We start from the raw sequence: 21,429 nt of genomic DNA on the forward strand, positions 1-21,429 counted from the left end.
GGCGGGAGGGGTCGCGCGCGATCAGTTCAGAAGATCGACCGCCCCCTGCAGGTCGGCGTAAAGGCCGGTGGCTCCAGCGGAGTTGAGCTTTTCGGGGTCGGTGAGCGCGGTGTACCCGTACACGTCCATTCCAGCGGCGCGGGCGGCGAGGACGCCGTTGGCGCTGTCCTCCAGGACCAGGCAGCGGGCCGGGTCGGCGCCCATGGTGCGGGCGGCGTGCAGGAACAGGTCGGGGGCGGGCTTGCCGATGCCGACGTCCTGGGCGGAGAACAGCAGCTCTTCGGTGAAGTACCTGGACAGGCCGGTGAGTTGGTGGGCGGTGCGGATCCAGGAGTGGTGGGCGGAGGAGGCGACGCAGTAGCGGACGCCGTGTTCCTGGAGGTGGTTGAGGAACTTCTCGGCGCCGCGCACGGGCCGCAGTTCGCTTTCGAAGGCGGTGAACACCCGGTCGTGGAACAGCTCGTCGAAGCCCTCGGGGAGGGTGGCCCCGTGCCGCTGCGCGATCACGTCGTGGACGTGGTGCGCGGCGGTGCCCATGAAGTCGCGGTAGGAGTCCTCGACAGTGGTGGGGAAGCCGAGTTCGGTGAGGTACTCGGCGAGCACCCGGTTGGCTATCGGCTCGCTGTCCACCAGCACGCCGTCGTTGTCGAGAATCAGCAGGTCGTAACTCACGTCGCTCCAGACTACTTTCCGCCGGTGGCCAGTTCCCGGGAGCGGTCCCGGGCGGCTTCCAGGGCGCCGAGCAGGGCGGCCCGGACGCCGTGGTTCTCCAGTTCGCGGATGGCGGCGATGGTGGTGCCGGCCGGGGAGGTGACGGCCTCGCGGAGCTTGACGGGGTGCTCGCCGGAGTCGCGGAGCATCACCGAGGCGCCGATCGCGGACTGCACGATCAGCTCGTGCGCGACCTGGCGGGGCAGGCCGAGCAGGATGCCGGCGTCGATCATCGCCTCGACCAGGAAGTAGAAGTAGGCGGGGCCGGAGCCGGACAGCGCGGTGGCCGCGTCCTGCTGGCTCTCGGGGACGCGCAGCGCCTTGCCGACCGAGCGGAAGATCGCCTCGGTGCGTTCCAGGTGGGCCTCGGTGGCGTGCGAGCCGCCGGAGATCACGCTCATGCCCTGGTCCACCAGCACCGGGGTGTTGGGCATGACGCGGACCACGGGGGTGCCGGGGGCGAGACGTTCCTCGAACCAGGCGGTGGGGATGCCGGCGGCGGCGGAGACGATCAGCTTGTCGGCGGCGACGTGCTCGGCGAGTTCGTCGAGCAGGGTGCCCATGTCCTGCGGCTTGACGGCGAGGATCAGGGTGTCGGCGAGCTTGGCGGCCTCGGCGTTGGTGGCGGTGGCGACGCCGTAGCGATCGGCGAGTTCGGTGGCTCGCTCGGGGCGGCGGGCGGTGATCAGCACGTCGGCCGGGTCGGCGCCGGCCCGCAGCAGTCCGGAGAGCAGGGCTTCGCCGATCTTGCCGGTGCCGAGGAAGGCGATCTTCTGGCCGGCGGTGGTGGTGTTGCTCATGGGGCCCTCCGTGCGCTGCGGTTCCTGCCCGCCATCTTGCCCCGGAACGCCTCCGCCGCGGCGCAGGCGTCCACCCTGCGGTCGGGGTTGGTGGGCGAAGTCGCCGTGCCGGTGCGGGTTTTGGCCCGTAGGGGGAATCTCAGGGGTTCCGATGCTGGATTCCGGGGCGGTCGAGGGGCACCGTGGAGACATGGGACACGGAGAGTTGTCAGGACGTGAGAACCGCCAGGTCGCCGTCGCCGCCGCGACGCTCGGACCGTGGCGGACGGCGACGGCGGTGGGTGCGGTGGTCGGTGGTGCCGCGCTCGCCGTCGATGTGGTGACCGGGCACTGGGCGATGGACATCCTGGCGGGGCCGGTGGGCCTCGGGCTGTTCTTCTTCTTCCTGGTGGGCACGGTCGGCGGGCGGCTGCGCAGGACCGGGGACCGGCGGCTGCGGCGGTGGGCGGACGAGCACCCGTGGCAGTCGGCGGTTCCGGCGTCCGGGGCGCTGTGGCTGGCGAACACCGTGAACCTGTGGCTGCTGGGCGACTGGGGCCTGTTCGGGGCGCTGTTCACCTCGCTGCTGCCCGCGGGTCTGCTGCTGGCGGTGGCGGGTGTGGTCGGCTCGGTGAAGGCGGCCCGCAAGGAGTAGCCGTTACCGGCCCCCGGTGTCGGGCGTGTCGGCCGCGGTCGGCATACTTCCGGCCGTGCCGAGAATAGACGGGCCGGGGCCGGACAACGGCGTTCCCGGACAAGAGGGGGACCCCTTCGCGGGGTCGGTGCAGAACGAACAGCCGGTGAAGAAGTCGCGCCCGGTGCGGGGCGCGCTGCTGGCGCTGCTGGTGCTGGCCCTGGTGGGGGCGGCGGTGGCGGTGGGCAACCGGAAGGCGGAGCAGCCGGAGGCGAAGTCCTCGGCGCTGCCCTCGGTGGGGGCGGCGACGACGACACCCAGCAGTGCGCCGCCGAGCGTGGCGCCGGAGACCGCGACGGTGGACCGGCCGTGGGCGGGTTCGCCCGCCGAGGCGTGGCCGGCCGGTCCGGACGGGCTGCAACTGCCGCAGGCCACCGCGGTCGGGGTGTTCGACCAGGACCGGGTGGCCAAGGACCTGGAGCTGGCCAAGGCGTACCTGGTCGCGACCAACCTGGACCCGAAGGTGGTGGCGGGCGGGTACCCGCAGGACGCGATCGACCTGGCGAACCGGGAGACCGGCGACCGCATGACCTCGGACCTGGCCCACCCGAGCGAGGAGCACGACCCGGCGAACTGGGTGAGCCGCTTCGACCCGCAGTGGGCGGTGCCGGTGACCGACCAGGTGAAGGTGCAGGGCCTGATCACCTTCGAGGGCGACGGCGAGCAGGGCCTGCTGGTGCACGCCGACGTCACCTTCGTGTACGCGCTGAAGCCGGGCCCGAAGGTCGGCCAGGCCTCGCCGTCCTCGCCGCCCTCGGGCCGCGGCACGGGGGGTCAGCCGTCCGGCAGCGCGGGGGCGAAGGCGGTGGGCTTCGTCCGGGCCGAGCCGGGCGCGGTCGAGGTGGAGCGGGAGATCGTCCGCCGCAAGATCGACTTCCGGTTCGCCGACCCGGCGCGCTTCCAGGTGAAGAAGGACAAGGTGTCGCTGGCCAGTTGGACCAGCGAGCGGGCCAACACGCTGTGCAGCTTCGGCGGCGGCTTCCTGCGGCCGGCCTTCCGGGCCGACCGGGGCGCCGCAAGCGCCTCGCCGGGGGGCGGCCCGACCAGCGACCCGTACGACTGGAGCAAGCCGCTGAACAGTGACGGCAAGTGCGGGACGGCCAGCCGCAGTTGAGGTGAGTTCAGGCCCGCCGCCGGGCCGCCTTGCGGGCCTCGCGCTCCGCACGGGCGGCCCGGCGGCGCTGCCAGGTGGCGGTCTGCTGGTCGTGGACGGCGCGCCGCAGGCCCTCGCCGGGGGCCTCGACCAGGCTGCGCAGGAAGTAGGCGGCGAGCGCGCCGGTGAAGCCGACCAGCCAGACGCCGGCCAGTGACCTGTCCTCGGCCATCCAGCCGGTGAGCGAGGCGCGGCCCTCGGTGAGGATCTTCCAGGTGCGCAGGCCGGCCAGGGCGGTGCAGAGGCCGATGGCGAGCGTCAGCAGCACCGTGAGCGGGGCGGCGCCGGAGAGCCGGACGCCCGAGACGCCCAGGCGCAGCAGCAGCGCCCCGGCGGCGGTGGCCGCCAGGGCGCCGAGCGGCACCAGGACGCGGCGCAGCCAGTAGGCGGCGCCGCGCTCGACCCAGGTGGTGCCGAAGAAGCGGATCGGTTCGGGGGCCGGCGCGCCGTCGGCGGTGGTGGTGGTCCTCACGGGCCCGATTATCGCCACGACGGGCGGCCCGCCCCCGGGCGGCGCGCCTCAGCCGAGCTTGCTGACGTCCCGGACGGCGCCCTTGTCGGCGGAGGTGGCCATCGCGGCGTACGCCTTGAGGGCGGCCGAGACCTGGCGGTCGCGGGTCTTCGGGCGGTAGCCGCCCGCCGCCTCCAGCGTGATCCGGCGTTCGTGCAGTTCCTCGAAGGAGATGTCGAGGTTGATGGTGCGGGCCGGGATGTCGATGGTGATCGGGTCGCCGTCCTCGACCAGGGCGATGGCGCCGCCGGATGCCGCCTCCGGGGAGATGTGGCCGATGGACAGGCCGGAGGTGCCGCCGGAGAACCGGCCGTCGGTGATCAGCGCGCAGGCCTTGCCGAGGCCCCGGCCCTTCAGGAAGGAGGTCGGGTAGAGCATCTCCTGCATGCCCGGGCCGCCTTTGGGGCCTTCGTAGCGGATGACCACCACGTCGCCCTCGGTGACCTGCTTGGCGAGGATCTTCTCCACCGCCTCGTCCTGGGACTCGCAGACCACGGCCTTGCCCTGGAAGCGCCAGATCGACTCGTCCACGCCCGCGGTCTTCACCACGCAGCCGTCCTCGGCGATGTTGCCGTACAGCACGGCGAGGCCGCCCTCGACCGAGTAGGCGTGCTCGACGCTGCGGATGCAGCCGCCGGCCGCGTCGGTGTCCAGGGTCTCCCAGCGCTCGGACTGGCTGAAGGCCTCGGCGGAGCGGACACAGCCCGGGGCGGCGTGCCAGAGTTCGACGGCCTGCTCGGAGGGCGAGCCGCCGCGCACGTCCCAGGTCTTCAGCCACTCGTCCAGCGAGTCGGAGTGCACGGTGTGCACCTCCTCGTTGAGCAGCCCGGCGCGGTACAGCTCGCCGAGGATGGCGGGGATGCCGCCGGCCCGGTGCACGTCCTCCATGTAGTACTTGCCGTTCGGGGCGACCTTGGACAGGCAGGGCACCTTGCGCGAGATCGCGTCGATGGCCCGCATGTCGAAGTCGACCTCGGCCTCCTGGGCGGCGGCCAGCAGGTGCAGGATCGTGTTGGTGGAGCCGCCCATGGCGATGTCCAGCGCCATCGCGTTCTCGAAGGCGGCGCGGGTGGCGATGTTGCGCGGCAGGACGGAGGCGTCGTCGCCGCCGTAGTAGCGGTTGGTGATCTCGACGACGGTGCGGCCGGCCTGCTCGTAGAGCGCGCGGCGGGCAGTGTGGGTGGCCAGCACCGAGCCGTTGCCGGGCAGCGACAGGCCGATCGCCTCGGTCAGGCAGTTCATCGAGTTGGCGGTGAACATGCCGGAGCAGGAGCCGCAGGTCGGGCAGGCGTTCTCCTCGATGATCGAGATGTCCGCGTCGGAGACGTTCTCGTTCACCGCCTGGGAGATCGCGTCCACCAGGTCCAGCTTGCGGACGGTGCCGTCCACCAGGGTGGCCTGGCCGGCCTCCATCGGGCCGCCGGAGACGAACACGGTGGGGATGTTGAGGCGCAGGGCGGCCATCAGCATGCCGGGGGTGATCTTGTCGCAGTTGGAGATGCAGATCAGCGCGTCCGCGCAGTGCGCGTTGACCATGTACTCGACCGAGTCGGCGATCAGGTCGCGGGACGGCAGCGAGTAGAGCATGCCGTTGTGGCCCATGGCGATGCCGTCGTCCACCGCGATCGTGTTGAACTCGCGCGGGATGCCGCCGGCCTGCTTGATCGCCTCGGAGACGATCCGGCCGACCGGCTGCAGGTGGGTGTGGCCGGGGACGAACTCGGTGAAGGAGTTGGCGACCGCGATGATCGGCTTGCCGAAGTCCTCGCGGGCTACGCCCGCGGCGCGCAGAAGGGCGCGCGCGCCCGCCATGTTGCGACCTTGGGTGACCGTGTTGGACCTCAGCTGGGGCATCGGAGCCGCTCCTTCGGGAGTTTTCTGGGTCCGTCGAGCCTACGCCCGCGCCGACCCGATCCGGACCGGATGTCCGCGATACGGTCAGCGCGGGCGCGGCTGCGGGCTACGGCTTCGGGGCGACGTACAGCTCCAGCCGGTACGGCTCGATCAGTTGCCCGTCCGGGAATTCGGCGAGCAGCGCCTCCCGTTCGGCCGCCAGGATCGGGGCGCGCAGCTCCGGGTCCAGCACCGCCACGTACGAGCGGGAGGTCAGGTCGGTGATCACCTGATCGACCGTCACCTGCCGCTCCCAGTGCACCGTGGCCGTGCGCACTTCCAGGCCCGCCTCGGTCAGATTCTCGTGCCCGGCGATCACTCCGCCGTAGTAGTGGTAGCCGGGCAGGGCGGCGGCCATCCGTTCCTGGTGGGCGGCCAGCCACGGGGTCTCGTAGTCCTTGATGTTCCACCACACCGCCAGCGCCCCGCCCGGGCGCAGCACCCGCAGGGCCTCCGGGATCGACCGCTCGGGGTCGGTCCAGTGGAACGCCTGCGCGTAGGTGACGAGGTCCACCGAGGCGTCGTGGAACGGCAGTTCGTCGCCGCCGGCCTTGACCACCGGCAGTTCGGGGCTGACCTCGCGGAGCACCGCGGCCATGCCGTCGCTGGGTTCGACCGCCACCACCCGGGCGCCGCGGCCGGCCATCAGCCGGGTGGCGATGCCGGTGCCGGCGCCGACGTCCAGCACGTCCGCGCCGTTCAGCGGGCGGCCGGACAGCCGCTCCAGTTCGTCGAACAGCGCGTCCGGGTAGGACGGCCGGGCGGCGTTGTACTCGGCGGCGACCGCGCCGAAGGAACTCGCGTGGGCCTGCAGGTCACTCATCGATTCGTCCTCTCGGCCAGCCGGACGTGGGTGGCGGGGCCGATCACGCCGGTGCCGCCGCTCGGTGGTTGATCATTTGCCGGTTGATCATGGTAGCGACTCCAGGCGCGGGCCTGCCGGGCTGTCCGCCGATCAGGGAACTGACGGCTCCTCAGCTCGCGGGCCGGACCGCCGCCAGGTGCAGGCGGGTGAAGGCCAGCGCCTCCGCGAGGTCGGCCTCCCGGTCGGCCGGGGAGCCGGACTTGCGGGTGTTGACCTCCAGCACCACGTGCCCGTCGAAGCCGGTCCGGGCCAGCCGTTCCAGCAGTTCCGCGCACGGCTGCTTGCCGCGCCCGGGGATCAGGTGCTCGTCCTTGCCGGACCCGGAGCCGTCCGCCAGGTGCACGTGCGCCAGCCGCGATCCCATCCGGTCCACCAGTTCCAGCGCGTCCACCCGCGAGGTCGCGGCGTGCGACAGGTCGACGGTGAAGTGCCGGTACGCCTCCTCGGTGACGTCCCAGCCGGGCGCGTACGCCAGCATCTCGCGGTCCCGGTAGCGCCACGGGTACATGTTCTCCACCGCGAACCGGACCGGTGTCTCCCCCGCCATCCGGTCGATGCCCGCCACGAACGCCTTGGCGTACTGCCGCTGCCAGCGGAACGGCGGGTGCACCACCACGGCGTCCGCGCCCAGCCGCTCGGCCGCCTTCCGGGCCCGCACCAGCTTGGTCCACGGGTCGGTGCTCCAGACCCGCTGGGTGATCAGCAGGCAGGGGGCGTGCACCGCGAGGATCGGCACCTCGTAGGTGTCGGAGAGCCGCCGCAGCGCCTCCACGTCCTGGCTCACCGGGTCGTTCCAGACCATCACCTCGACGCCGTCGTAGCCCAGCCGGGAGGCCAGCTCGAACGCCGTCTCGGTGGTCGACGGGTACACCGAGGCCGTGGACAGCGCCACCTTGGTGTCCGGCACGTGCAGCGCCGGGTGCGGCGGCAGCACCAGCCGGTCGGTGGTGCGCAGCAGCGGTGGCCGCTCCAGCTTCCGGCGCGCCGCGCGGGCGGCCCGCGCCGCCTTCAACGGCAGGGGGCCGCGCCTCGGCTTTCGCTGGTCCGCTGAATCCGCCACGCGAACCAGGTTAAGCGCAACGCGCGGCCCCGCCGGGATCCCGATCGGTGTGCGATACGGCACTCGGAGCCCGGCGGCTACCCGGCGATCACCTTGAGCGCCTTGGGCAGGTAGCCGGGCGAGGGGACGCCGTTCTGGTGAGGGGCGCCCTGGACCAGCAGGTCGTAGGTGCCGGTGCAGCCGCTGACCAGGTTGATCCGGACGACCAGTTCGGTGCCCTCCGCGTTCACCCGCACCGGGCGCCAGTCCAGGGAACCGCACCAGCCCGGTCCGTTGAACAGCTGCAGCTGCGTGTTGAGGCTGAGCCCGGTGCCGCGGACGGTCGTCTCGGCCCAGCCGCCGGTGGGCAGCACGGACGGGGTGATCGACTCCGGGACGCCGGAGCGTTCGATGCCGGTGCCCGGCCGGGCCCCCTGCAGGGTGTAGGCCAGCGGGAGGTGCGCCCAGCCCGGGCTGAACAGCAGCACGGCGTGCCCGGTGGTGGTGCCGCGGTATGTGCACACGGTGGAGATGCCGGTGATCCCGTCGTCCTGCGTGCACGTGTAGGCGGTGTCGCCGTCGGCCCAGTTCTCCCGGCCGGCGACGGTCAGCCGCGCCCGGGCGAGGTCGTCGTCGGTGAGGGAGGCGACGTCCATCTTCTGGCCGGGCCGCATCTCCAGTACCGCGCAGTACAGCGGGGCGTCGTCGGTCAGCACCCCGCTGCGCTGGTCGAAGCCGTCGGCCGAGACCGGGTGGGCGGCGCACTCGGGCGCCCACCCGTCCGCGGTGGCCAGCCGCCAGACGTCCAGCGCGCCGGGCTCGGCGGCCCGGCCGAGCGGGTCGGGGGAGGCCACCACCGCGAGGTAGCGGGTCGAGCCGGTGACCCGGCAGTCACGGCCCCAGCCGCTGCACAGCGTCCTGCCGTCGGCGTCCAGCACGTTGATCACGGCGGACACCTGGTGGGTGTTGGTGTGGGTGTTCACCTGCAGCAGGTCGGCGGCGGCCGCGTCGAAGGTGGTGCAGTGCGCGTCGATGGAGCTGTCGAAGGCGAAGCCGGTGGACGGGCCGCCGACCCGGCCCGAGGAGGCGGGCAGGTCGCAGGCGGCGGACGGGGTGGCGTCCCGGCGGACCAGCGTGTAGTCGCCCAGGCCGCGGCCGTAGGTCAGCACGGCGGTGTAGGCCTTGCCGGCGGGCGGCCGACAGGTGCCCTCGCCGCCCGAGACGACCTCGCAGAACTCCTCACCGGACGGGCCGACCAGGTGGACGGCGGCACCGACCTGGGACCCCGCCAGCCGGAAGCCGACCAGCTCGGTGGCCGGGTGGTCGGCCGGAACGGCGAAGCAGCTCTCCAGCGCCCCGTCGGCAGGCTTCCCGGACAGGCCGGTGCGCAGGCCGCTGCCGGTGCCGTACTCGGCGGCACCCCACGGCGTGCAGCCGGCGGTCTCGTCGACCCGCTGGACCAGCAGCCGGTAGTTGAACGGGCCCTGGGCCTCCGCCACCAGCCGGAACGGGGCGGCGCCGGCCAGTCGGCACACCTGGTAGGTGTCGTTCACGGTGAAGCCGTGGCACTGCTCGGCGCCGGTGGCGTCCAGCACCCGGTAGCGGGCCGTCTCGCCGTTGGTCGTCCCGTTCAGCACGTAGACGGCCCGGCCGGACGCGGTCGGCAGGGTGCGGCAGCGGTCCTGCCCGGCCGAGTCGAAGGTCTCGACGGGCGCGCCGGAGGCCATCTGGTCGTCCCGGCCGGCGGTGCAGCCGCGGGTCTCGGTGGCCGAGCGGAGCACCATCGCGTACGGCACCCGGTAGACGCTCGGCGGAATCGTGAACAGGTAGTCGCCGGCGGTGAGGTCGCAGTCCCCGGACGGGCAGAGCGTGCTGAGGTCGAAGCGGTACAGGGTGCCGCCCGTGGGGCCGTTGTCGCGGGTTCCGCGGAAGCTGTAGTGGCCGTCGGCGGGCACCCGCAGGATCCGGCAGCGGGTGGTGTCCGTCAGGTCGGGGGCCACCGCGTACGTCTGCGGCTCGACCACCCGGCAGCCCTCCGGCCGGGACAGCCGCGACATGGCCATCTTGTAGCCGTGGGTGCCGGGCTCGCCGGGGTAGTCGGACTCGTACCCGTGCTGGACGACCACTCGGTAGGGGGCCGTGCCGGTCAGTCGGCAGTCGGGCCCGGACACCTGCGGGCTGCCGGGAGCGCAGACCTCCCGGCCGGTGGCGTCGAACACGCTCTGGCTCAGGTTCGAGCTGAGCTGCCGCACCACGTCGCCGGTGGCGAAGTCGGTCGTCCAGCAGTCACCCGCCATGCCCGACGGCACGCTGCCCGGGTAGACGGTGGGATCGCCCAGCGAAGTGTCGGTGCCGCGCATGGCCACGCACTTGTCGGTGGAGAACACCGGCAGGTACGACAGCGCGATGGGCAGGACTCCCTGGAGGCGGTTGTCCAGCCGCAGCGTGTACGTGCCGGCCTTGTCGGTGGCGCACCGCACCGCGCCGAAGGTGTAGCTCTCGTCCTTCACGTCGCACGGCACCCGCGCGCCGTCCGGACCGAACAGCTGCGGCACCAGGCCGTACAGCGTGCTGGCCACCTGGACGATCACCATGTCCCGGTCCGCCGTCACGTAGAACTTGAACTGTGTCGGTGTGTTCGGGGCGGCACCGCAGTACACCAGCAGCTGGGGCGCCAGCCCAGTCGGGCACGGGCCGGTCGAGCCGGGCGACCCGATGGGATACGAGACCGGCCGCGGCGGCCGGCTCGGCGTGGGGATGCCGGACGCCAACGGGCTCTGGAGGGAGGGCGGAGTCGTGCCGGGCGTGGGACCGGGATCGCCGGCCCGGACCGGCCCGCCGCCGTTACCGGCGTTACCGGCGTTACCGGCGTTACCGGCGTTACCGGCGTTGCCGGCGTTGCCGGCGTTGCCGGGCGTCGGCGCCGAGACGGCGGACAGTGGTGCGGAGACCGGAGCGGCCCCGGCCGCGCTCGGCTGCGGGCCCTCGCCCGGCAGCAGCACGGCCAGCGACACCAGCGCGGCGACCACCGGCAGCCTGCCGATCGCGGCGAGCCGGCGCGTCACTCTTCGACGGTCGGAAAAGAACGGCACGGACATCGCGATCCCCCCGGCGAGCGTTCCCCTGCAAGCACCGGGATCCTAGCCGCTCGCACACGAATCCCGTAGGGGAAAGGCGAGTTGGTGTCCGGCGTCCGGTCACGCCTCGATGGCGACCCGGCTGTCCTGCCCGTCCATGGTGTCGAGCCGGCGCAGGATGATGCCCTCGCGCAGCGCCCACGGGCAGATGTCCAGCTCGTCCAGGCCGAACAGGTCCATCGCGGCGTCGGCGACCAGCGCGCCGGCCAGCAGCTGGCGGGCGCGGCCGAGCGAGACGCCAGGGATCCGGGCGCGTTCGGCGGGGGTCATGGCGGCGAGGCGGGGCAGCCAGGCGGACAGGCCGGCCCGGGTGAGCTTGCGGGGGACGCGGACGCCGGCGCTCTCGGGGGCGGCGCCGGTCATCCGGGCGAGCTGCTTGAAGGTCTTGGAGGTGGCGACGGAGTGGTCGGGCGCGCCGAGGCGGGCGATCTCGCCGACCGCGCCGGCGATCTCGGCGCGGATGTGCCGCCGCAGTTCGCGGATGTCGACGGGGTCGGCGACGTCACCGGGGAGGCGGGAGGTGAGACGTCCGGCGCCCAGCGGCAGGGAAGCGGCGACGTCGGGCTGTTCGTCGAGGCCGCAGGCGATCTCCAGGGAGCCGCCGCCGATGTCGAGGTTGAGCAGCCGGCCGGAGGACCAGCCGAACCAGCGGCGGACGGCGAGGAAGGTCAGCCGGGCCTCGTCCTGGCCGGACAGCACGGTGAGGGCGACGCCGGTCTCCTCCTCGACCCGGCGCAGCACCTCCTCGCCGTTGGTGGCCTCCCGGACGGCGGAGGTGGCGAACGGCAGCAGGTCGACGACGCCCTTGTCCTCGGCGACCCGCAGCGAGGAGGCGACCATGGAGACCAGCCGTTCGATGCCGACCGGGCTGATCGCCCCGTCCTCGTCCAGCAGCTCGGCGAGGCGCAGGTCCGCCTTGTGGGAGTAGGCGGGCAGGGGGGCCGCACCGGGGTGGGCGTCCACCACGAGGAAGTGGACGGTGTTGGAGCCTACGTCGAGCACACCGAGTCGCATGACCGTCAAACCTAGCCCAGTTCGGTGACCTGCCGGGGTGCCGATCGGGTCACAGCAGCCCGTCCCAGAGCTGTTCGACGATGACCGCCCACCAGTTCTCGGGGTCGCGCAGGGCGGTCCGGTCGAGCGCGGCCAGCGCCCACTGGAACTCGGCGACGGCCGGGCCGGCCTGCTCGGGCGGCAGGTCGCGCAGGCGCGGGTAGCGCTCGGCGAGGAGTGCGAGGCAGCGGGTGAAGGCGGTCAGGTCGGTGTTGGTGTAGCGGGACTCGCAGGTGTCGGGGTCGATGGCGCGGATCCGGCCCTGCGCGGAGTCGACGGTGAACAGCGCCCAGCCGTCGGTGCCGAGCAGCCGCTGCCCGAGCAGCGCGGTGCGGGCCGCGGCGGTGGCGCGGCGGCCGCGGCCGAGCGCGGCGAGGTACTCGGTGAGGTCCGGCAGGACTGGTCCGGCCTGCTCGGCGATGCCGTCACCCTCGGGGAGGTGGAGGGTGAAGAACCCGGCCACCACGCGCGGCAGGCCGGTGCGCTGCAGGGCGCGGGCGGCGGGCTCGGGCAGGTCGGCGGCGAGCACCTCGGCCTGTTCGAAGCGGTGGGCGCCGTCCTCGCCGAACAGCGCGGCCAACCGCTTCCCGAGGCCGTTCTCGTCCTCGGGCTGGGCGGGCGGCACGGCGAGCGGGAACGGCACCCGGTTCCAGGGCCGGCGGGTGCGGGCGGCCAGCGCCCGGACGGCGGCCGCCCGGTGGTCGTGGCGCGGGCCGTACGGCTGCTCGAACTCGATCCGGACGCCGGGCAGTCGGGCCGCGATGACGTGCTCCCAGTAGCCGCCGGGGAGCATCGACAGCCGCAGGTCGGTGCGGAGCGCGATCAGGTCGTCGAGGGCGACGCCCTGCGCGGACAGCTGCTGCCAGGCGCGCAGCGCGGGGTGCGGGTGGCCGTGCGCGGAGTGCACGGTGAGCGACTGGGTGACGCCCTTGGCGTCCCGGTAGCTGAGCGCGGCCCGGGTGCCGGGGCCGGTGACGGGCGGCAGCGCCGGGTTGTGGCTGCCGGCGCCGAGGCGGTCGCGGTAGAGCCGCTCCACCTCGGGCACCGGGACGGACGGGAAGACGGTGAGTTCGCCGCTGACCCGGTCGACCACGGCGCAGGCCGCGCCGATCTCCTCCGGGGCGCGGCGCACCCCGGTGAGCGGGTCGGTGAGGATCGGCGCGGGCTCCGGCCAGAGCACCCAGCCGAGGTCGAACTCGTGGCACCTGACAGGCCGCGATGCCTCCTGCGGGAGGTCGCCGTTGACCCAGCGGTGGGCGGTGGCGAGGGCCTGTTCACGGCTGATCATCGGTTGGTGCTCCCGGTGGTGCGGTGGATGGTGAGACGGGAGCGCGGCGGCGCTGCCGCGGGCGGGACGTCCGCGGCCGGTTCCTCGGCGGGGGCGCCGGCCATGGCGGGCACCGGCGCCGGCTCGGCGGCCCCGGCGTCGAGGTTCCCGGACGGAACGGCGACGGTGACGGGCAGCGGCGCGGACAGGTCGATCGGCCGGTCGGCGGCGTCCACCGCGATCGCCCACAGGCCGTGGTCGGCCGGGTAGAGCGGGGTCGGCGCGGCGTAGCCGGTCTGGTGGTCGAGGTAGCTGAGCACGCCCTTGTGGTTGACGGCGTTCCAGGTGTGCGAGCGGCCGAAGCCGTCCACGGTCAGCAGCACCGCGCGGGTGCCGGTGCCGTGGGCGAGCAGCGCCTGGCCGAGCTTGCCGTGCGCCTCGTCGCCGTCGCCGAGGTCGAGGAAGCGGGTGCCGAGTTCGAGCTCGGCGCGGTCGCGGCCGCCGCGCTCGCCGGCCGGGCCGTCGGGCAGTCGGGGCGCGGCGCAGGTGGGTGCGCCGCCGAGCGTGTCGACGGCCGAAAGGGCCACGTCCACACAGTTGTTGGCGCGTCCGCTCTCGGTCGGGCCGCCGCCGTTGAGGACCTCGATCCACTCGCCGACCATCGGGTCGGGGAACGGCGCGGGGGTGCGCCGCACCACCTCGGCCTGGTGCGCGGGATCGACCGGGCCGAGCCCGCCGGGCAGCCCGTACGGGCGGCTGTCGGCGAGGGTGCGCACCACCTGCTCGGCGGAGCCGGGCCGCACCACGCCGCCCTGCCCGCTGCCGGAGATCACCAGCCAGGCCGCGGACGCCTGGTGCAGCGGCGCGCCGGACTCGTCGGCCGGGTTGTGCCGCCGGACGTCCGGCAGCGGGTCGTGCCGGACGGGGCCGCCGGGGGCCTGCTGGCCGATGCCGCCGCCGCCCGTGGGCGGGACCGGGCCGGTCACCGGACGGGCCGCCACCGGGCGACCGTCCGCCGTGTGCTGGCCGACGCCGACCACCGCCGCCGCACCGCCGCCCTGCCCGCCCGCGCCGACGGCACCGGGCGTACCGGCCGCAGCACCGGGCGCACCGGGGGTACCGGTTGCCGCGCCGGCCGCAGCGCCGGGGGCGCCAGGGGCACCGGCCGCCGCACCCGGGGCGCCGGGGGTACCGGCCGCGCCGGGCGTACCGGCGGGGGCGCCGCCGACCGGGCCCGCGCCGGCCACCGGGCCGGCACCGACCGGACCGCCGACCGGGATGCCGCCACCACCGGCCGGGGCGCCACCGCCACCGACCGGGCCGAGCTGGATGGAGGAGCCGCCGCCCGAACCGCCGGAGCCGCCGAACACCGAACCGGAGTCGCCGCGGTGGACACCGCCACCACCGCCACCACCGGCACCGCCACCACCGCCGGACGACCAGATGTCACCGTTGTCCACCGAGGGCGGGAGGTGCGGCGCGGGCGGCGCCAGCACCGAGTCGACGTGCACCGACACCGGCCCGTGCGAGGAGGAGGGCGCGGGCGAGTCGCTCGGCGACCAGCCGCCACCACCGCCCCCGTACGAACCGCCGCCACCGCCACCGCCGTACGAACCGCCACCGCCACCGCCGGCCGGGGCGCTGTGCGAACTGCCGTACACGGGAGCCGAGTTGTTCTGGTAGCCGGAGTTGTTGCCGCCACCGTGGCGCCCGCCGCCGCCCGCCGGGGCGGACTGCGACTGGCCGCCGCCCTGGTCCTGGCCGCTCTGCTGCTCGAAGATCGCGCTGTCGACCTTGCTCGGGATCCCGTTCAGCGGGGAGTCGCCGCCGCGGCCGTTGCCGTGACCGTTGCCCTGGCCGTTACCGTTGCCGTTTCCGTTGCCCTGGCCGTTGCCGTCGCCCTGGCTGTCGTGGCCCGGGCCGTGGTGGCTGCGCGTACCGTCCCCGAACGGGCCGTTGTTCTGCCCGTCGGCGATCGGCAGCGGCTGCCCGTCCTTGCCGAGCAGGTCGAGCGGGCGGCCGTCGGCGCCGAACTGCACGATCTGCCCGTTCGGGCCGACCGCCTGCATGTCGGCATTGACGGTGACGGCCTGGCCGTTGCTGCCCACCAGCAGGTGGCCCTTCTGGTCGGCGACCAGGCCGGAGACCGGGGTGCCGTTGGCGGCCATCATCACCGGGTGGCCGTCGTCGTCGAGCTTGGGGTGGCCGTCCAGGCCGAGGGCCAGCACGATGCCGGTGCCGACCAGCGCGCCGGTCAGGCTGACCAGCAGTGGCTTGCCGTCCTTGCCGAGCAGCGGCTTGCCGTCCTGGCCCATCGCCACGCCGCTGACCGGGGTGCCGTCCGGGCCGACCAGCTGCTGGGTGCCGTCGGCGCCCTGGGTGACCTTCAGGCCTTCGACGCCCTTCACCCGCTGGCCGTCGTCGCCGACCAGCACCGGGTTGCCGTGCCGGTCGGTCTTGACGGTGCCGTCGGCCTTCAGCTCGGCGTGCACGCCGGCCACGCCGGCGACCTCCACCGAGCGGGCCACACCGGACTTCGCCAGCGCACCGGTGACCTGCCCGGACCGCGCGGCCATCGAGCTCTCGCGCTTCTCGCCGTGCAGGCCGCGGCCGTCGGCCTGGGCGATCCGCTCCAGGGCGATCAGGGCGGGCTCCTTGGCGAGCGACTTCGCCGCCTCGGCCATGTCCCGCTCCAGCTGCTCCAGCAGCTGGCCGATCTTCAGCTTGGCGTGCTCGACGGCGGCCAGCTCCTCGGCCTCGGCGACGCCCTCCTTCACCAGGCCGGCCGCGCCGGACACCAGCCCGGAGACCAGGCCGCCGACCCCGGAGGTGAGGTCCTTGCCGGCCTGGGCGATCTGCGCCTTGGCCTTCGCCTCGGCCGCGTCCGCCGCCCGGATCTTCTCGGTCAGCTCCTGGAGCACCGCGATGATCTCGGCCTTGCTGTGGTCGACCACGCCGGCCGCCTTGTCCAGCGCGGCGGCCACCAGGCCCGCCGCCGCGGAGGCGTCGTCCAGCTGGCCGCGGCCGCCGCCGCTGAACTGCTGCCAGTGCGTGGTGAACGCGTCCACCGCGGGGCCCGAGTTCTCCCCGGACACCCGCTGCGCGGACGTGTTGCCGCGCCGCACCAGGGCCTCCGCCTCCGAACCGAACTCCCGCCACAGGCCGGCGGCTTGGCGCAGCCTGTCCTCGTCCGCCTGCGGCCACGCGTGGCCGGTCCGTGCCAGCGCGGGGGCGAGTTCCTCCGGCAGGTTCCTGGACACGTGCTCCCCCTTCGGGTGGTGCGGTTCGGCGTGCACAGCCGCCCGCCGCGTGCTCTGACTGCGGTTCAGGCCCGGCCGGTTGCGGTCGGGTGGTTCGACGACGGCGCGTTGAAGTCCGCGCTGACCTCGCTGTCGGTGCGCTCCATGCGGTCCGCCATGCTGTGCAGGCCCTGGCCGATCCGGCCCAGCCGCTCCGACAGGCCCTGCAGCCCGGCCAGCACACCCTCCCGGGCCTCGCCGTACGCGGCCCCGAACGGCTTGCCCGGAGCGTCACTGCCCCACGGCGCACCCAGTGCCGCCAGCCCGCTCTCCAACTGCTTCGCCGCACTGCCGAACTCGTTCGAGACGGTCTCGAACTCCTTTGCCTCGCCGTGGAGTTCCCACGACCGGATGACGACCTTGTCGCCCATGTGCACTCCCCCGTGCAAGGGCGCTCGTGCGCCCGACCTACCCCCGGCTGGGCCATCCTAGAGCCGCGCACGGCCACCGCCGCCCGGCCTGCGGCCCTTTTCACAGCCGTTTCACCTACGCCGCCCGCCGAGAGCCCCGGAAAACCTCCCCATCCCGGCAAACCCGTCCAAAAGCGGCGATGCCGCACCGCGCCCGCCCCGGCCCAGGCCATACCCTTGCCGGGTGGCACCAGCTGAGAGCGCGAAGAACAAGAAGTCCAAGAAGTCCGGCAAGGCAGGCAAGGCCGGCGGGGCGGCCAAGGCCCCGGTCGTCGACCTGGCGATGCCCACCGTCCGCGAAGTCGCCCTCGACTTCCCGCGCGCCTGGGTCGAGTTCACCGACCCCACCGACGAGGACCAGGTGTTCCGCTGCGACCTCACCTGGCTCACCTCCAAGTGGGGCTGCATCTTCGGCAAGGGCTGCCACGGCATCCAGCCCGGCCGCGGCGCCTCCGACGGCTGCTGCACCCTCGGCGCCCACTACTCCGACGAGGACGACGAACAGCGCGTCACCGGACACGCCGCCCGCCTCACCCCCGACATCTGGGAACACCACGCCGAAGGCACCGACGCCAAGGGCAGGATCCGCCGCGACGGCGGCATCACCATGCTCGACGAGGACGGCGACCGCCAGACCCGCCGCGTCAACGGCGCCTGCCTCTTCCTCAACAGCCCCGGCTTCCCCGGCGGCGCCGGCTGCGCCCTGCACGTCCTCGCCCTCCGCGAGGGTCTCGAACCCCTGGAGACCAAGCCCGACGTCTGCTGGCAGCTCCCGATCCGCCGCACCTACGACTGGATCGACCGCCCCGACGACACCCGCTACCTCCAGGTCTCCATCGGCGAGTACGACCGCCGCGGCTGGGGCCCCGGCGGCCACGACCTCCACTGGTGGTGCACCAGCTCCCCCGAGGCCCACAACGCCGCCAAGCCCGTCTACGTCTCCTACCGCCCCGAACTCATCGAACTCATGGGCCCCGAGGCGTACGCGACTCTCGTCACCCTCTGCGAAGCCCACAACCCGCGACTGGCGCCGCACCCGGCCGACTGATCGAGGGGGAACGGCGGGAGCCCCTTCCGTTCCCCTTCGCCTGCCGAAAAGTTCTACTTGTCGATGTCCCCGACCACGAAGTACATCGACCCCAGAATCGCCACCATGTCCGCCACCAGCGTCCCCGGCAGCAGTTCCGTGAGCGCCTGGATGTTGTTGAACGAGGCCGACCGGAGCTTCAGCCGCCAAGGCGTCTTCTCCCCGCGCGACACCAGGTAGTACCCGTTCACCCCGAGCGGGTTCTCGGTCCAGGCGTACGTCTCCCCCTCGGGTGCCTTGAGCACCTTGGGCAGCCGCAGGTTGATCGGCCCGGAGGGCATTTCCGCCAGCCGGTCCAGGCACGCGTCCGCCAGCGCGAGCGCGTTCTCCGTCTGGTCGAGCAGGCACTCGAACCGGGCCAGGCAGTCCCCTTCCTCCCGCACCGGCACCCGCAGGACGTCCTGCAGTTCCCCGTACGCGAGGTACGGCTCGTCCCGCCGCAGGTCGAAGTCGACGCCGCTGGCCCGCGCGATCGGCCCGGTGACGCCGTAGGCATGCACGTGTTCGGGCGAGAGCACGCCGATCCCGGCCGTCCGGCCGCGGAAGATCTCGTTGCCGAGCACCAGGTCCTCGAAGACCGGCAACTGCGAGCGAACGACGCCGACGGCCGCCCGGACCCGGCCGAGCCAGCCGGCCGGCAGGTCCTCCTTCAGGCCGCCGACCCGGTTGAACATGTAGTGCATGCGGCCGCCGGAGGCTTCCTCCAGCACGTGCTGGAGCTCTTCCCGGCCGTTGAAGGAGTGGAAGATCGGCGTGATGCCGCCCAGCTCCAGGGGGTACGAGCCCAGGAACATCAGGTGGTTGAGCACCCGGTTCAGCTCGGCCAGCAGGGTCCGCAGCCAGACGGCCCGCTCGGGGACCTCCATGCCGAGCATCCGCTCGACGGCGAGCACCACACCGAGCTCGTTGGCGAAGGCGGACAGCCAGTCGTGCCGGTTGGCCAGCATGATGATCTGCCGGTAGTCACGGGCCTCGAAGAGCTTCTCCGCGCCGCGGTGCATGTAGCCGATCACAGGTTCGACGGAGCTGATCCGCTCGCCGTCGAGGACGAGCTTCAGGCGCAGCACGCCGTGGGTGGACGGGTGCTGGGGGCCTATGTTGAGCACCATGTCGGTGCTGCCGGGCTCCCCGGGGAGCGTCTGCGCGCCCGGGCCGATGCCGACCGTGGTCTCCGTCATGGCCGTCGACTCCTTCATGAGGGGAGAGTCTGCCATCCCGGCAGTCCCGCGAGCTCGTCCGGTACCGGCATGCGGACGGCCTGGACCAGCCAGTGGAACGCGCCGAGCCCGGCCGGGTCGGTGAGTTCGGCGGCCTCCCCGGCCCCGCCCAGGGCCCGCAGGTAGCCGGCCGGGTCGGTGCTGGCGAGCGCGAGCGGCGGGCGGGCGCCGCTGACGCCGAGTGCGTGCAGGGTGGCGCGCTGGGTGGTGAGGACGGTCGGGTGACCGGGGACGGCGGCGGCGTCGAGGGCGACGTGCGCGGTCAGGTCGCAGCTGCCGTCGGGGAGGGGCGTGGTCTCGCGGCCGTCCCGGAAGCCGGTGAGGGTGCCGAACGGCGGGCGGGTGTCACGGGTGTGCGCGTAGTCCACGGCCACCGCGAGGCCCCGCTCCAGGGCACCGACCGCCGCGGCCCAGGCGGCGTCCCGGGGCCCGCCCAGCTCCACCCGCTCCCCGGGCCACCACCGGGAGGCCCACGCGGCGTCGTCCCCGTCGAGCAGCTCGCCGAGCCGTTCCTCGCCGTCCGGGGCGACCTCGATGTACCGGAGCCGGCCGTCCTCGTCGCGTTCGGCGAGGTCCAGGGGGACGTTGTCGAGCCACTCGTTGGCGAACAGCAGGCCGGTGACGCCGGACGGCGGTTCGGGGCCCCAGCCGATGCCGGCGGGCAGGCCGGCGGGGCGGTCGGCGAGTTCGACGGCGTGGAACGCGACCCGGGCGCGCAGCTCGGCGGGCAGCGCGTCGCGGACGGCGACGGTGAGTTCGCCGCGGCCCGCGCCGACGTCCACGAAGCAGAGCCGGGCCGGCGAGCCGAGCGCGGCGTCGACCCCTGCCAACAGGCGGGCCACCGCGCCGGCGAACCGGGCGGAGGCGTGCACGGAGGTGCGGAAGTGCCCGGCCGGACCCTCCGGCCTGCGGTAGAAGCCGCCGTCGGGCCGGTACAGCGCGTGTTCGATCGCGGGCCGCCACCGCATCCATGTCATAGCGGGCGACGTTACCGGGAGGCAGGGATCTCCACCCTGGGGAGTAGCACCGGATCGCTCTCCCGGCGGACCTGAACATGCCGTCCGACTCCCTAGGCTGGACCTGTGCATCGACTCAACGCCTGGCTCCGCCGACACCCCATGGTGGTCGATTCCGCCTGGGCACTGATGGTGCTGTTCCCGGGCGTACTCGTGGCGCTGGACCAGGTCGGGCCCGACGGGATGCGGATCACCGGGGCCGAGAAATTCCTGGCCGTCGCGGTCGCCATGGTCCTGCCCGGGCTGATGGTGGTCCGGCGGCGCTGGCCCGACGTCACCACCGCGGCGGCCGTCGCCATCGGTCTCAGCCAGATCGCCCTCGTGATCGAGCCCGGCGCGGCCAGCATGGCCTACCTGGTGTTCGCCTACACCGGCGCGGCCTTCGGCCGGCGCTGGACGGCCCGGCTTGCGCTGGTCGCCAGCCTGATCGCCGGGCCGCTCACGGTCTGGCGGCTGATGCCGACCGGCGACGGCGGCCCGAACGACACCTTCGCCAAGAAGGTCCTGGTGGCCGCGCTGATGACCACCCCGTTCGTGCTGTGCTGGGCGTGGGGCCGGCTGACCCGGGTCCGCCGCGCCTACCTGGTCGAACTGGAGGACCGGGCCGCCCGGCTGGAACGCGAACGGGACGCCCAGGCGCAGGTCGCGGTCGCCGCCGAGCGCGCCCGGATCGCCCGCGAGCTGCACGACGTGGTCGCGCACAACGTCTCCGTGATGATCGTCCAGGCCGACGGCGCCGCGTACGTCATGGACTCCTCCCCGCAGCAGACCAAGGAGGCGCTCAGCACCATCGCCTCCACCGGCCGCCAGGCGCTCGCCGAGATGCGCCGCCTGCTCGGCGTGCTGCGCACCGCCGACACCACCGGCGAGTACGTGCCGCAGCCCGGCGTCGAGGAACTCCCCGACCTGCTCGAACAGGTCCGCACCGCCGGCCTGCCGGTCGAGTACACCGCCACCGGCGAGGTCCGCGAACTCCCCCGCGGCCTGGAGCTGACGGTCTATCGGATCGTCCAGGAAGCCCTCACCAACGTCCGCAAGCACGGCGGCCCGGACGCCAGCGCCAAGGTCGCCGTCGACTTCCGGGACGGCGACCTGGAGGTCCTGGTCGAGGACGACGGCCGCGGCAGCACCCACGAAAAGCTCGCCGCCGGCGGCACCGACGGCCTCGGCCACGGCCTGATCGGCATGCGTGAACGGGTCGGCATGGTCAGCGGAAGCCTGGACGTCGGGCCCCGGCCCGGCGGCGGTTTCCGGATCAGGGCCGTCCTCCCCCTCAAAGTGTCCAAATGAAGGAGACC

At 73.7% G+C, this 21,429-nt stretch carries 17 protein-coding genes; 4 read left to right on the top strand and 13 right to left on the bottom strand.

The window, feature by feature from the left end; genetic code table 11:
* Positions 1-21: 21 nt before the first annotated feature.
* Positions 22-672 carry an HAD family hydrolase gene (locus ACZ6R9_RS01715; RefSeq protein WP_380484323.1) on the bottom strand — a complete coding sequence of 217 codons (651 nt, stop codon included), beginning with the start codon at positions 670-672 and terminating at the stop codon, positions 22-24.
* 11 nt (positions 673-683) lie between these two features.
* Entirely contained in the window at positions 684-1,511 is an 828-nt protein-coding gene (proC, locus tag ACZ6R9_RS01720) for a pyrroline-5-carboxylate reductase (RefSeq protein WP_380484321.1), read from the bottom strand.
* A 190-nt stretch (positions 1,512-1,701) separates the two neighbouring features.
* Between proC and ACZ6R9_RS01725 the strand changes: the two genes are divergently transcribed.
* On the top strand, positions 1,702-2,145 hold the full coding sequence (locus tag ACZ6R9_RS01725; protein ID WP_380484319.1) for a hypothetical protein: 444 nt from the start codon (positions 1,702-1,704) through the stop codon (positions 2,143-2,145).
* Positions 2,146-2,290: 145 nt separating this feature from the next.
* Positions 2,291-3,298: a hypothetical protein gene (locus tag ACZ6R9_RS01730; protein WP_465535803.1), complete on the top strand. Its 1,008-nt coding sequence runs from the start codon at positions 2,291-2,293 to the stop codon at positions 3,296-3,298.
* A 7-nt stretch (positions 3,299-3,305) separates the two neighbouring features.
* On the opposite strand, the gene ACZ6R9_RS01735 is transcribed toward ACZ6R9_RS01730, so the two are convergent.
* The 9 genes from ACZ6R9_RS01735 to ACZ6R9_RS01775 form a co-directional block, all read right to left on the bottom strand.
* Positions 3,306-3,809: a hypothetical protein gene (locus ACZ6R9_RS01735; RefSeq protein ID WP_465535805.1), complete on the bottom strand. Its 504-nt coding sequence runs from the start codon at positions 3,807-3,809 to the stop codon at positions 3,306-3,308.
* Positions 3,810-3,857: 48 nt separating this feature from the next.
* Entirely contained in the window at positions 3,858-5,702 is a 1,845-nt protein-coding gene (gene ilvD, locus ACZ6R9_RS01740; RefSeq protein WP_465535807.1) for a dihydroxy-acid dehydratase, read from the bottom strand.
* Positions 5,703-5,808: 106 nt separating this feature from the next.
* Positions 5,809-6,564 (bottom strand): class I SAM-dependent methyltransferase, encoded by a 756-nt coding sequence (locus ACZ6R9_RS01745; protein ID WP_380484312.1) that lies wholly within the window; start codon positions 6,562-6,564, stop codon positions 5,809-5,811.
* Positions 6,565-6,715: 151 nt separating this feature from the next.
* A complete protein-coding gene (locus ACZ6R9_RS01750) occupies positions 6,716-7,519 on the bottom strand; it encodes a sugar phosphate isomerase/epimerase family protein (protein ID WP_380484493.1) in 804 nt (267 codons plus the stop codon).
* Positions 7,520-7,743: 224 nt separating this feature from the next.
* Positions 7,744-10,710 (bottom strand): hypothetical protein, encoded by a 2,967-nt coding sequence (locus ACZ6R9_RS01755; protein WP_465535809.1) that lies wholly within the window; start codon positions 10,708-10,710, stop codon positions 7,744-7,746.
* Between the two features lie 132 nt (positions 10,711-10,842).
* Positions 10,843-11,796 carry a Ppx/GppA family phosphatase gene (locus tag ACZ6R9_RS01760; protein WP_380484308.1) on the bottom strand — a complete coding sequence of 318 codons (954 nt, stop codon included), beginning with the start codon at positions 11,794-11,796 and terminating at the stop codon, positions 10,843-10,845.
* A gap of 49 nt (positions 11,797-11,845) precedes the next feature.
* Positions 11,846-13,123, bottom strand: coding sequence for an SUKH-4 family immunity protein (locus ACZ6R9_RS01765; RefSeq protein ID WP_465535812.1), 1,278 nt, complete (start codon positions 13,121-13,123; stop codon positions 11,846-11,848).
* Positions 13,120-16,362: a toxin glutamine deamidase domain-containing protein gene (locus ACZ6R9_RS01770; protein ID WP_465535814.1), complete on the bottom strand. Its 3,243-nt coding sequence runs from the start codon at positions 16,360-16,362 to the stop codon at positions 13,120-13,122. The genes ACZ6R9_RS01765 and ACZ6R9_RS01770 overlap by 4 nt, the downstream gene beginning before the upstream one ends.
* 65 nt (positions 16,363-16,427) lie before the next feature.
* Positions 16,428-16,772 carry a WXG100 family type VII secretion target gene (locus ACZ6R9_RS01775; RefSeq protein WP_380484303.1) on the bottom strand — a complete coding sequence of 115 codons (345 nt, stop codon included), beginning with the start codon at positions 16,770-16,772 and terminating at the stop codon, positions 16,428-16,430.
* 223 nt (positions 16,773-16,995) lie between these two features.
* On the opposite strand from ACZ6R9_RS01775, the gene ACZ6R9_RS01780 reads away from it, so the two are divergent.
* Positions 16,996-17,859 carry a DUF3109 family protein gene (locus tag ACZ6R9_RS01780; protein WP_380484301.1) on the top strand — a complete coding sequence of 288 codons (864 nt, stop codon included), beginning with the start codon at positions 16,996-16,998 and terminating at the stop codon, positions 17,857-17,859.
* Between the two features lie 53 nt (positions 17,860-17,912).
* Here the strand turns inward: ACZ6R9_RS01780 and ACZ6R9_RS01785 are convergent, their stop codons facing one another.
* Both ACZ6R9_RS01785 and ACZ6R9_RS01790 read right to left on the bottom strand, forming a co-directional pair.
* Positions 17,913-19,076, bottom strand: a complete 1,164-nt coding sequence (locus ACZ6R9_RS01785) for an NADH-quinone oxidoreductase subunit D (RefSeq protein WP_380484299.1) — start codon at positions 19,074-19,076, stop codon at positions 17,913-17,915.
* 14 nt (positions 19,077-19,090) lie between these two features.
* Entirely contained in the window at positions 19,091-20,092 is a 1,002-nt protein-coding gene (locus ACZ6R9_RS01790) for an SAM-dependent methyltransferase (protein WP_465535817.1), read from the bottom strand.
* A 105-nt stretch (positions 20,093-20,197) separates the two neighbouring features.
* Here ACZ6R9_RS01790 and ACZ6R9_RS01795 point away from each other — a divergent pair, with 105 nt between their 5' ends.
* Positions 20,198-21,421: a sensor histidine kinase gene (locus tag ACZ6R9_RS01795; protein ID WP_465535819.1), complete on the top strand. Its 1,224-nt coding sequence runs from the start codon at positions 20,198-20,200 to the stop codon at positions 21,419-21,421.
* Positions 21,422-21,429 lie beyond the last annotated feature (8 nt).

The sequence above is a fragment of the Kitasatospora sp. NPDC048662 genome, assembly GCF_055587065.1.

Coding starts and splice junctions, on each gene's coding strand:
- ACZ6R9_RS01725 (WP_380484319.1), top strand. CDS start 1,702: ATGGGACACGGAGAGTTGTCAGGACGTGAGAACCGCCAGGTCGCCGTC.
- ACZ6R9_RS01785 (WP_380484299.1), bottom strand. CDS start 19,076: ATGACGGAGACCACGGTCGGCATCGGCCCGGGCGCGCAGACGCTCCCC.
- ACZ6R9_RS01760 (WP_380484308.1), bottom strand. CDS start 11,796: ATGCGACTCGGTGTGCTCGACGTAGGCTCCAACACCGTCCACTTCCTC.
- ACZ6R9_RS01745 (WP_380484312.1), bottom strand. CDS start 6,564: ATGAGTGACCTGCAGGCCCACGCGAGTTCCTTCGGCGCGGTCGCCGCC.
- ACZ6R9_RS01775 (WP_380484303.1), bottom strand. CDS start 16,772: ATGGGCGACAAGGTCGTCATCCGGTCGTGGGAACTCCACGGCGAGGCA.
- ACZ6R9_RS01765 (WP_465535812.1), bottom strand. CDS start 13,123: ATGATCAGCCGTGAACAGGCCCTCGCCACCGCCCACCGCTGGGTCAAC.
- proC (WP_380484321.1), bottom strand. CDS start 1,511: ATGAGCAACACCACCACCGCCGGCCAGAAGATCGCCTTCCTCGGCACC.
- ilvD (WP_465535807.1), bottom strand. CDS start 5,702: ATGCCCCAGCTGAGGTCCAACACGGTCACCCAAGGTCGCAACATGGCG.
- ACZ6R9_RS01790 (WP_465535817.1), bottom strand. CDS start 20,092: ATGACATGGATGCGGTGGCGGCCCGCGATCGAACACGCGCTGTACCGG.